At 64.5% G+C, this 13,051-nt stretch carries 1 protein-coding gene; it reads left to right on the forward strand.

The features are described from left to right. Positions 1 to 21: 21 nt before the first annotated feature. Positions 22 to 12,927: a non-ribosomal peptide synthetase gene (locus ACR52_RS04555; protein ID WP_048720970.1), complete on the forward strand. Its 12,906-nt coding sequence runs from the start codon at positions 22 to 24 to the stop codon at positions 12,925 to 12,927. The last annotated feature ends 124 nt before the right edge of the window (positions 12,928 to 13,051 follow it).

Genomic DNA, 13,051 nt, shown 5'->3' on the forward strand with positions numbered 1-13,051 from the left:
GATTTCAGGCAGGAACCCCATATGGACGCCTTCGAACTTCCCCGCACCCTGGTCCAGTCCCTTCAGCGCCGCGCCACGCAGACCCCGGACCAGGTGGCCCTGCGCTTCCTTGCCGAATCTGCCGAGCACGGCGTGGTGCTCAGCTACCGTGACCTGGACCTGCGCGCCCGCACCATCGCTGCCGCCTTGCAGGCCAACGCCGACCTGGGCGACCGTGCGGTGCTGTTGTTCCCCAGCGGCCCGGACTATGTCGCGGCGTTCTTCGGGTGCCTGTACGCCGGGGTCATCGCGGTACCGGCCTACCCGCCGGAGTCGACGCGTCGTCATCACCAGGAGCGCCTGCTGTCGATCATCGCCGATGCCGAGCCGCGCCTGCTGCTGACCATCGCCAGCCTCGGCGACGGCCTGGCGCAGATCGAAAACGCACCGCCGGTATTGAGCGTCGATACCCTCACTGCCGAGATCGCCTCGACCTGGATCGCCCCCGACCTGCAAGCCGACGACATCGCCTTCCTGCAATACACCTCCGGCTCCACCGCGCTGCCCAAAGGCGTGCAAGTCAGCCACGGCAACCTGGTGGCCAACGAAGTGCTGATCCGGCGCGGCTTCGGCATCGACCTGAACCCCGACGATGTGATCGTCAGCTGGCTGCCGCTGTACCACGACATGGGCCTGATCGGTGGCCTGCTACAACCGATCTTCAGCGGCGTGCCGTGCGTGTTGATGTCGCCGGCGTACTTCCTCGGCCGGCCGTTGCGCTGGCTGGAAGCGATCAGCGAATACGGCGGCACCATCAGCGGCGGCCCGGATTTCGCGTACCGCCTGTGCAGCGAACGGGTCAGTGAATCTGCCCTGGAGCGCCTCGACTTGAGCCAATGGCGCGTGGCCTATTCCGGCTCCGAACCGATCCGCCTCGACACCCTGGAACGCTTCGCCGAAAAATTCGCCACCTGCGGTTTCACCCCGAATAATTTCTTCGCCTCCTACGGCCTGGCCGAAGCCACCTTGTTTGTTGCTGGCGGCACTCGTGGGCAGGGCATCCCGGCGCTGCGTGTCGACGAAAAAGCCCTGGCCGCCAACCGTGCCGAACCGGGGCAGGGCGGCGCGATCATGAGTTGCGGCACCCGCCAGCCGGACCACGATGTGCTGATTGCCGATCCCCATACCTTGATCCAACTGGCCGACAACAGCGTCGGCGAACTCTGGGCCACCGGCCCGAGCATCGCCCACGGCTACTGGCGCAACCCCCAAGCTTCCGCCAAGACCTTCGTGCAACACGCCGGCCGTACCTGGCTGCGCACCGGCGACCTGGGCTTTATCCGCGAGGGCGAGGTGTACATCACCGGCCGCCTGAAAGACCTGCTGATCGTGCGCGGCCACAACCTGTATCCCCAGGACATCGAGCAGACGATCGAGCGCGAAGTGGAAGTGGTGCGCAAGGGTCGCGTCGCGGCGTTTGCCGTGAATGACCAAGGCCTGGAAGGCATCGGCATCGCAGCGGAAATCAGCCGCAGCGTGCAAAAGATCTTACCGCCCGAAGCGTTGATCAAAGCCATCCGCCAGGCCGTTGCCGAGGCCTATCAAGAAGCGCCGAGCGTGGTCGTGTTGCTCAGCCCCGGCGCGTTGCCGAAGACCTCCAGCGGTAAGGTGCAGCGAGCGGCGTGCGCCCTTCGGCACGCCGATGGCAGCCTCGACTGCTATGCGCAGTTCCCCGACCTGCAAGCGCAGGCGAGCGATGCGGTGTTGGAAACCGACCTGCAAAACCAGATCGCCGCGATCTGGTGCGAGCAGCTCGAAGTCGCAACGGTCGCTGCGGATGACCATTTCTTCCTGCTCGGCGGCAACTCCATCACCGCCACCCAAGTGGTTGCGCGCCTGCGCGAAACCCTGGGCCTGGAGCTGAACCTGCGCATGCTGTTCGAGGCGCCGACGCTGTCGACGTTCGCCGCCAACGTGGCACAATTGCAGCAGGACGGCGGCATCGCCCAAGGCGCGATTCATGCCCTGTCGCGTCAGGACGAGCTGCCGCAATCCCTGGCACAGAACCGCCTGTGGATCACCTGGCAGTTGGACCCGCAGAGCAGCGCCTACACGATTCCCGGCTCCCTGCGCCTGCGCGGTGAGCTGGATGAAGACGCGGTGCGCTTAAGCTTCCAGCAATTGATCCAGCGTCACGAAGCCTTGCGTACGCGCTTCTACGAACGCGACGGCCAGGCGTTCCAGCGCGTGGATGCAGGCACCGATTTCCACCTGCAAGTCATCGACCTCAGCGACCTGCCTCACGCCGAGCGCGAAGCCCGCGCGCAACAGATCCGCGAAGATGAAGCACGCACCCAGTTCGACCTCGAAAAAGGCCCGCTGCTGTGGGTGACCCTCGTGCGCCTGGACGATGAAGAGCACCAACTGCTGGTGACGCTGCACCACATCATCGCCGACGGCTGGTCGCTGACTATTCTCATCGACGAATTCTCGCGCCTGTACGCCGCCGCTTCCCGGGGCCAAACCCTGGCGCTGCCGCCACTGGCCCTGCAATACGCCGATTACGGCAGCTGGCAGCGCCAATGGCTGGCCGAAGGTGAAGGCCAACGGCAACTGGCGTACTGGAAGGCGCAGTTGGGGGACGAGCATCCGACCCTGAGCCTGGCCACCGATCACCCGCGTGCGGCGCAACACCGCAACAGCGCCTCGCGCCACAGCGTGCGTCTGGGTGTGAGCCTCAGCGAAGCGATTCGCCAGACCGCCCAGGCCCATGAGTCCACGCCATTCATGCTGTTGCTGGCAGCGTTCCAGACCTTGCTTTACCGCTACAGCGGCCAGCGCGATATCCGCATCGGCGTGCCCAACGCCAACCGCCCGCGCCAGGAAACCCAAGGCCTGATCGGCTTCTTTATCAACACCCTGGTGCTGCGTGCCGAACTGGACGGACGCTTGCCGTTCAACGAACTGTTGGCCGCAACACGCCAGACTGCATTGGGCGCCCAGGCTCATCAGGACCTGCCGTTCGAGCAACTGCTGGAAGCCTTCCCGCAAGCCCGCGAGCAGGGCCTGTTCCAGGTGATGTTCAACCACCAGCAACGTGATCTCAGCGCTTTGCGCCGCCTGCCGGGCATGCTCGCCGACGAGCTGCCGTGGCACAGCCGCGAGGCCAAGTTTGACCTGCAACTGCACACCGAAGAAGACCGCAACGGGCGCCTGAGCCTGGCCTTCGACTACGCCGATGAGTTGTTCGAAAGCGCGACTATCCAGCGTCTGGCCGAGCACTTCATCAACCTGCTGCAAGCTGTCTGCGAACAACCCCGGCAAGCCCTCGGCGACCTGACGTTGATGCAGGTCGACGAACAGCAGCCGTGGAGCGAAGCACCGTGCGCGCCTGCCCAGCAATGGTTGCCCGAACTGCTCAGCCAACAGACCTCGGACGACACCGCTTTGGTCTGGCAGGACGGCAGCCTGACCTTCGCCCAACTGCACACCCAGGCCAACCGCCTGGCTCATTACCTGCGCGACAAAGGCGTCGGCCCCGACGTGTGCGTGGCCATCGCCGCCGAGCGTTCACCGCAACTGTTGATCGGCCTGCTGGCGATCATCAAGGCCGGTGGCGCCTATGTGCCGCTCGACCCGGATTACCCCGCCGACCGCCTGGCCTACATGCTCAAGGACAGCGGCGTACACCTGCTGCTGACCCAGACCGCCTTGCTCGAGCAATTTCCGGCGGCTGAAGGCGTGTGCGTCATCGCCATGGACAGCCTGCACCTCGACAGCTGGCCGACCCAGCCACCGGGCCTGCACCTGAATGGCGACAACCTTGCCTACGTGATCTACACCTCCGGTTCCACCGGCCAGCCCAAAGGCGTGGGCAACACGCATGCGGCGCTGGCCGAGCGGTTGCAGTGGATGCAGGCCACGTATCAGTTGAACGACAGCGACGTGCTGATGCAAAAAGCGCCGATCAGTTTCGACGTGTCGGTGTGGGAATGCTTCTGGCCGCTGATCACCGGCTGCCGCCTGGTACTGGCCGGCCCCGGCGAGCATCGCGACCCGCACCGCATCGCGCAGTTGGTACAGGCGCACGGCGTGACCACGCTGCACTTTGTGCCGCCGCTGCTGCAGTTGTTTATCGACGAACCGTTGGTGGCCGAATGCACCAGCCTGCGTCGCCTGTTCTCCGGCGGCGAAGCCTTGCCGGCCGAGTTGCGTAACCGTGTGCTGGCGCAGTTGCCGGCGGTGCAACTGCACAACCGTTATGGCCCGACCGAAACCGCGATCAACGTCACCCACTGGCACTGCACGGCCGAGGATGGCGAGCGTTCGCCGATTGGCCGGCCGCTGGGCAATGTGATCTGCCGCGTACTGGACGATCAGCTCAACCCGCTGCCGGCCGGTGTGCCGGGTGAACTGTGCATCAGTGGCATCGGCCTGGCGCGCGGTTACCTTGGCCGTGCCGGGCTGACGGCTGAACGCTTTGTCGCCGACCCGTTGGGCGAGGCGGGCTCACGCCTGTATCGCACCGGTGACCGCGCGCGCTGGGGCGCTGATGGCGTACTCGAATACCTCGGCCGCCTTGATCAGCAGGTCAAACTGCGCGGCTTCCGTGTGGAGCCGGAAGAAATCGAAGCGCGCCTGCTGGCCCTGGACGGTATCGCCCAGGCGGTGGTGCTGGTGCGTGACGCGCAGCTGATTGGTTACTACACCGCCCACACCGCACTGGAGGCAGAGGCGGTGAAAGCCGCCCTGGCCGCCGAGTTGCCGGAGTACATGGTGCCCGCGCAATTGATGCGCCTCGACGCCATGCCCCTGAGCCCCAGCGGCAAACTCGACCGTCGTGCGCTGCCGGAGCCGGTCTGGCAAACCCGTGAACACGTCGACCCCGAATCACCTTTGCAACAGCAAATCGCAGCGATCTGGCGTGAAGTGCTGGGCCTGCCGCGTATCGGCCTGCGCGATGATTTTTTCGCCCTTGGCGGCCATTCGTTGCTGGCCACACAAATCGTCTCCCGCACCCGCCAGGCGTGTGACGTCGAGCTGCCGTTGCGCACTTTGTTCGAAGCCTGCGAGCTGGGCGCTTTTGCCGAGCAGGTCGCCCTGATTCAGGCCGCGGGCCAACGCAACCAACAGACCGCTATTGCCAAGGTCGACCGTCGCCAGCCGGTGCCGTTGTCCTATTCCCAGCAGCGCATGTGGTTCCTTTGGCAGATGGAGCCGGACAGCCCGGCATACAACGTCGGCGGCATGGCGCGTTTGCGTGGCGTACTGGATGTGGGGCGTTTCGAGGCGGCGTTGCAGGCCTTGATCATGCGTCACGAAACCCTGCGCACCACCTTCCCGAGCGTCGACGGCGTGGCCTGTCAGAAGGTCTCGTCGCAGACGGGCCTGCGCATGGACTGGCAGGATTTCTCGGCGTTAAACGACGCCGAGCGCCAGCAACGGGTGCAGCAACTGGCCGATGTCGAGGCCCACACGCCGTTCAACCTGGAAACCGGGCCGCTGTTGCGTGCGTGCCTGGTCAAGGCCGGCGAGCAGGAACACTACCTGGTGCTGACTCTGCACCATATCGTCACCGAAGGCTGGGCCATGGACATCTTTGCCCGTGAACTCAGCGCGCTGTACGAAGCCTTTATCGACGAGCGTGAATCGCCGCTGGCGCCGTTGCCGGTGCAGTACCTCGACTACAGCCTGTGGCAACGCCAGTGGCTGGAATCCGGCGAGCGCCAGCGCCAGCTGGATTACTGGACCGCGCAACTGGGCAACGAGCACCCGCTGCTGGAGCTGCCCGGCGACCGTCCACGGCCACCGGTGCAAAGCCACCAGGGCGAGCTGTATCGCTTCGACTTGAGCGACGACCTGGCCGCCCGCGTGCGTGCCTTCAATGCCGAACGCGGCCTCACCCTGTTCATGACCATGACCGCCACCCTGGCCGTGTTGCTCTACCGCTACAGCGGCCAGACTGACTTGCGCATCGGCGCCCCCGTGGCCAACCGTATTCGTCCGGAAAGCGAAGGGCTGATTGGCGCGTTCCTTAACACCCAGGTGCTGCGTTGCCAGCTCAGCGGGCAGATGAATGTCGCTGAACTGTTCGAGCAGGTGCGCCACACCGTGATTGAAGGCCAGTCCCACCAGGACCTGCCCTTCGACCATCTGGTGGAAGCGCTGCAACCCCCGCGCAGCGCGGCGTACAACCCGCTGTTCCAGGTGATGTGCAACGTGCAGCGCTGGGAGTTCCAGCAGAGCCGCCAACTGGCCGGCATGACCGTCGAGTACCTGGCCAACGACGCGCGCGCGACCAAGTTCGACCTCAACCTGGAAGTCACCGACCTCGACCATCGCCTGGGCTGCTGCCTGACTTACAGCACCGACCTGTTCGATGAACCGCGCATTGCGCGCATGGCCGAGCATTGGCGCAACCTGCTTGAAGCGTTGATCGCCAACCCGCAACAACGCCTCAGCGAACTGCCGTTGCTCACGGCCATCGAGCAGCGCGCGTTGCAGGACAGCCTGGGCGTGGAAGCCGGCGAGCATCGCCTCGACCAGTGCATTCATCCGCTGTTTAGCCAGCAGGCCAGCGCGCGCCCTGACGCGCCGGCCCTGACGTTTGCCGGTGAAACACTCTCCTACCGAGAACTCGACGCTCGCGCCAACCGCCTGGCCTGGATGCTGCGCGAGCGTGGCGTCGGCCCGCAGGTGCGCGTCGGCCTGGCATTGCCACGTTCGCTGGAAATGGTCATCGGCCTGCTGGCAGTCCTCAAGGCCGGTGGCGCCTATGTGCCGCTGGACCCGGAATACCCGCTGGACCGCCTGCATTACATGATCGAAGACAGCGGCATCGGCCTGTTGCTCAGTGATGCGGCGATGTTCGAAGCCCTTGGCGAATTGCCGGCGACGGTGGCGTGCTGGTGCCTGGAAGATGACCTGCCGGTGCTCGCCAACTACCCGGCGGGCGAGCTGCCGTTTATCAGCCTGCCGCAGCATCAGGCCTACCTGATCTACACATCAGGCTCCACCGGCAAACCGAAAGGCGTGGTGGTGTGCCACGGTGAAATCGCCATGCATTGCCAGGCGGTGATTCAGCGGTTCGGCATGCGCCCGGATGACTGCGAGCTGCATTTTTATTCGATCAACTTCGACGCCGCCACCGAGCGGTTGCTGGTGCCGTTGCTCAGCGGTGCGCAGGTGGTGTTGCGCGCCCAAGGGCAGTGGGATGCGCAAGAAATCTGCGCGCTGATTCGCACCCATCGCATCAATATCCTCGGCTTTACCCCGAGCTACGGCAGCCAGTTGGCGCAATGGCTGGCGACCCAGCACCAGACCCTGCCGGTGCGCATGTGCATCACCGGCGGTGAAGCCCTGACCGGCGAACACCTGCAGCGCATCCGCGCGGCGTTCCAGCCACAGGTGTTTTTCAACGCCTATGGCCCGACCGAAACCGTGGTAATGCCGCTGGCCAGCCTGGCGCCGGAACAGCTGGAGGAGGGCGCCGCCAGCGTGCCGATCGGCAGCATTATCGGCGACCGTGTGGCCTATATTTTCGACGCCGACCTGGCCCTGGTGCCGCAAGGCGCGACGGGTGAGTTGTATGTCGGCGGGGCCGGTCTGGCGCAGGGTTATCACCAGCGTCCGGGGATGACGGCAGAGCGTTTTGTCGCAGATCCGTTCGCTGTCAACGGAGGTCGTCTGTACCGCACTGGCGATCTCGTGCGCCAACGCGCCGATGGCCTGGTGGAGTACCTGGGGCGCATCGATCATCAAGTGAAGATTCGCGGTTTCCGCATCGAGTTGGGCGAGATCGAAAGCCGCCTGCTGGAGCACGAGGCCGTGCGTGAAGCGGTGGTGCTCGCGCTGGATTCGCCGAGTGGAAAGCAGTTGGTGGCCTACCTGGCCAGCGACGCTGACCACGCTGAGTTGCGCGAAGCGCTGAAGGCTCACCTCAAGGCGCAACTGCCCGACTACATGGTGCCCGCGCACTTGATCGTACTGGACAGCATGCCGCTGACTGCCAACGGCAAGCTCGACCGCCGCGCGTTGCCGCAACCCGATCCCGAGGCGAATCGCCAACAGTACGTGGCGCCACGCAATGAGCTTGAGCAAACGCTCGCAGCGATCTGGTGCGCGGTGTTGAACGTGCAACAGGTCGGCCTCGACGATAACTTTTTTGAGCTGGGCGGCGACTCCATCCTGTCGATCCAGGTGGTCAGTCGTGCGCGGCAGGCGGGGATTCATTTCAGCCCGCGTGACCTGTTCCAGCACCAGACCGTGCAAACCCTGGCCGCCGTTGCCACGCGTACCGAGCAGGTCACGGCGGAGCAAGGCCTGCTCATCGGCAACTCGGGCCTCACGCCGATCCAGCACTGGTTCTTCGATACCGACATTCCACAGCGTCAGCACTGGAACCAGGCGTTGCTGCTTAAACCGCTGCAACTGCTCGAGCCTCATCGCCTGGAGCAAGCGCTGCTGGCGGTGCTCGAGCACCACGACGCCCTGCGCCTGAGCTTCACCCGGCGCGATGCCCACTGGCACGCCGAACACTTGGCCGTGCCGGAAGGCGGCGTGCTGATGCAGGCGCGCGTGCGAGATATGGCGCAGTGCTCGGCGCTGTTCACCGAGACCCAGCGCAGCCTCGACCTGGAACACGGCCCGCTGCTGCGCGCCTTGTTGGTGGACGGCCCGCAAGGCCAGCAGCGCCTGCTGATCGCGATTCATCACCTGGTGGTGGATGGCGTGTCGTGGCGCGTGTTGCTTGAGGATTTGCAGAACGTCTATCGCCAACTGAGCGACGGCCAGTCCGTCAGCCTGCCGGCCAAGACCAGCGCCCTGCGTGACTGGGCCGCGCGTTTACAGGCGTATGCCCACAGTGAATCCCTGCGCGAAGAGTTGACCGTTTGGCAGCACCAGTTGGCCGGCCCGGCCGTGACATTGCCGGTGACGCGCCCCCAAGGTGCGCTGCGCAATCGCGATGCCGAGACGGTCAGCGTGCGCCTGGGCAGCGACCACACCCGCCAGCTGTTGCAGCAGGCGCCAAGTGCCTACCGCACCCAGGTCAACGACTTGCTGCTGACCGCCCTGGCACGCGTGCTGTGCCGCTGGAGCGGGCATGCCTCGGCGCTGATCCAACTGGAAGGCCATGGCCGCGAACCCCTGTTCGATGAGATCGACCTGACCCGCAGCGTCGGTTGGTTCACCAGCGCTTATCCGTTGCGACTGACCCCGCTGGAAGGGCAGGGCGATTCGATCAAGGCGATCAAGGAACAATTGCGCGGCGTGCCGCATAAGGGCCTCGGTTATGGCGTGCTGCGCTACCTCGCAGACGAGCTGTGCCAGCAGACCCTGGCGGCACTGCCGAGTGCCGACATCACCTTCAACTACCTCGGCCAATTCGACCAAAGCTTTGGCGCCGAGGCGCTGTTCCACCCGCTGGACGAACCCGCCGGTCTTGCCCATGACCCGGATGCGCCGCTGCCCAACGAACTCAGCGTCGACAGCCAGGTATACGGCGGCGAACTGGTGCTGCGCTGGACCTTCAGCCGCGAACGCCACGATCAACAGACCATCCGCGAGTTGGCCGAGGCTTACCTCGCCGAACTGCAAAGCCTGATTGCGCACTGCCTCAAGGACGATGTCGGCGGCCTCACGCCGTCCGACTTCCCACTGGCGCACCTGAGCCAGGCGCAACTCGACAGCTTGCCAGTACCGGCCCAGGCCATCGAAGACGTCTATCCGCTGACGCCGATGCAGGAAGGCCTGTTGCTGCACACCCTGCTCGAACCTGGCACTGGCCTCTATTACATGCAGGACCGCTACCGCATCAACAGCGCGTTGGACCCCGAGCGTTTCGCCCAGGCCTGGCAAGCGGTGATAGCGCGGCATGAGGCCTTGCGCGCGTCGTTCTGCTGGAACGTTGGCGAAGACATGCTGCAAGTGATCCACAAACCGGGCAGCACGCCGATTGATTACCTGGACTGGAGCAGCGACCCGGAAAGCGAGCAGGAAACGCGCCTGCAAGCTTTGCTCAAAAGCGAGCGCGAAGCCGGTTTCGATTTGCTCAACCAGGCGCCGTTCCACCTGCGCCTGATCCGCGTCGGTGAAGCGCGCTACTGGTTCATGATGAGCAACCACCACATCCTTATCGATGCCTGGTGCCGCTCGCTGTTGATGAATGACTTTTTCGACATCTACATGGCCCTCGGCGAAGGCCGCGAAGCGCAGTTGGCCGCGCCGCCGCGCTACCGCGATTACATCGCCTGGCTGCAACGCCAGAACCTGAATGAGGCGCGCCAGTGGTGGCAGCAGAACTTGCAGGGTTTCGAGCGCACGACACCGATCCCGAGTGACCGGCCGTTCCTGCGCGAACATGCGGGGCACAGCGGTGGCATGGTGGTGGGCGATTGCTACACCCGCCTCGATGCCCGCGATGGCGCGCAATTGCGTGAACTGGCCCAGGCCCATCAACTCACCGTCAACACCTTCGCCCAGGCCGCATGGGCCTTGGTGCTGCGGCGCTTGAGCGGGGAGCGTGACGTGCTGTTTGGCGTCACCGTGGCCGGGCGCCCGGTGGACATGCCCGAGATGCAACGCACCGTCGGCCTGTTTATCAACAGCATCGCGCTGCGGGTGAAACTGCCCGAGGACGATCAACGGTGCAGCGTGCGCCAGTGGTTGAGCGGTTTGCTCGACAGCAATATGCAGCTGCGTGAGTACGAGTACCTGCCGCTGGTGACGATCCAGGAACACAGCGAACTGCCCAAGGGCCAGCCGCTGTTCGACAGCCTGTTCGTGTTCGAAAACGCCCCGGTGGAGGTCTCCGTACTGGACCGCGCGCAAAGCCTGAATGCCACTTCGGACTCCGGCCGCACCCACACCAACTTCCCGCTGACCGCCGTGTGTTATCCGGGCGATGACCTCGGCCTGCACCTGTCCTACGACCAGCGCTACTTCGACGAAACCACCGTGCAAGGCATGCTCGGCGAGTTCAAGCGCCTGTTGCTGGCACTGGTGCAAGGCTTCCATGGCGACATGGCCGACCTGCCGCTGATTGGCGAGCAGGAGCGTGATTTCCTCGTAGAGGGCTGCAATCAGAGCGAGCACGACTACCCGCTGGAGAACAGCTACATCGAGCTGTTCGAAGCGCAGGTGACGCAGCATCCGCAACGCATCGCTGCCAGTTGTCTCGATCAGCAGTGGAGCTATGCCGAGCTGAACCGCCGCAGTAACGGTTTGGGTCATGCGCTGATTGCAGCGGGTGTCGGCCCGGACCAACCGGTGGCGTTGCTGGCTGAACGTAATCTTGATTTGCTGGGCATGATCATCGGCAGCTTCAAGGCCGGTGCCGGTTACCTGCCGCTGGACCCCGGCCTGCCGAGCCAGCGCCTGAGCCGCATCATCGACCTGAGCCGCACGCCGTTGCTGGTGTGCAGCGAGGCGTGCCGTGAACAGGCGTTGGTGTTGCTGGAGGAGTTTGCCTGCGGCGCCCGGCCGAAGCTGCTGGTGTGGGATGCGCTGTTGCCGTCGGACGAGAACCCTGGCATCTACAGTGGCCCGGACAACCTCGCCTACGTGATCTACACCTCCGGCTCCACCGGCTTGCCCAAAGGCGTGATGGTCGAACAGCGTGGCATGCTCAATAACCAGTTGAGCAAGGTGCCGTACCTGGACCTCAGCGCGGCGGATGTGATCGCGCAAACCGCTTCGCAAAGCTTCGATATTTCCGTGTGGCAATTCCTCGCCGCGCCGCTGTTCGGCGCACGGGTAGATATCGTGCCGAACACCCTCGCCCATGATCCACAGGGCTTGCTGGAGCATGTCCAGGCCCAAGGCATTACCGTGCTGGAAAGCGTGCCGTCGCTGATTCAGGGCATGCTGGCCCAGGACCGTATCGGCCTCGACGGCTTGCGCTGGATGTTGCCGACAGGCGAGGCCATGCCGCCGGAACTGGCGCACCAATGGTTGCTGCGCTACCCAGAGATTGGCCTGGTGAACGCCTATGGCCCGGCGGAATGCTCGGACGATGTGGCGTTCTTCCGTGTCGATCTGGCCTCGACCCGCGGCACTTACCTGCCCATTGGCACGCCGACCGACAACAACCGTTTGTACCTGCTGGATGGCGCGCTGGAGTTGGTGCCGCAAGGTGCGGTGGGCGAGTTGTGTGTGGCCGGTACCGGCGTCGGTCGCGGTTACGTCAGCGATCCGTTGCGCACGGCTCAAGTGTTTGTGCCGAACCCGTTCGGAGCGTCAGGCGAGCGGCTGTACCGCACCGGCGACCTGGCCCGTCGCCGCAGCGACGGCGTGCTGGAATACGTCGGGCGTATCGACCATCAGGTAAAGATTCGCGGCTACCGCATCGAACTGGGTGAAATCGAAGCGCGCCTGCATGAACAACCGGAAGTGCGTGACGCGGCCGTCGGCGTGCAGGAAGGCGTCAATGGCAAGCACCTGGTGGGTTACCTCGTCGCCGCCGATGCCGCGCTTGATCCGGGCGAACGCCTGGACCGCATTAAGCTGCGCCTGCGCGCCGAACTGCCGGAATACATGGTGCCGTTGCATTGGCTGTGGCTCGAGCGCCTGCCGCTCAACGCCAACGGCAAACTCGACCGCAAGGCCTTGCCGGCTTTGGAGATTGGCCAGTTGCACAGCCAGGACTACCTGGCGCCACGCAACGAGCTGGAAACCACCTTGGCGGCGATCTGGGCCGAAGTGCTTAAAGTCGAGCGGGTAGGGGTACAGGACAACTTCTTCGAGCTGGGCGGCCACTCGTTGCTGGCCACGCAGATTGCCTCGCGGGTACAGAAGACCTTGCAGCGGGATGTGCCGCTGCGGGCGATGTTCGAGTGCAGCACGGTGGCTGAGTTGGGCGGGTACATCGAGGGGTTGGCGGCCAATGAGATCAGTGCGCAGAAGGTGGATCGGCTGAGTGACTTGATGGCTGAGTTGGAGGGGTTGTAAGGCTTGGCAGGCAGTACCGCCCGTCGCTACCTGTTAATTCTGACAGTAGCCAGCCAAGTGACTGAGGTGTTTGATAGGGCAAAGGGCACACGAAATACTCAGTGCGCCACCGTATGGGCCTTCT

Origin of the sequence: Pseudomonas fildesensis (genome assembly GCF_001050345.1) — a bacterium.
Taxonomy (GTDB): domain Bacteria; phylum Pseudomonadota; class Gammaproteobacteria; order Pseudomonadales; family Pseudomonadaceae; genus Aquipseudomonas; species Aquipseudomonas fildesensis.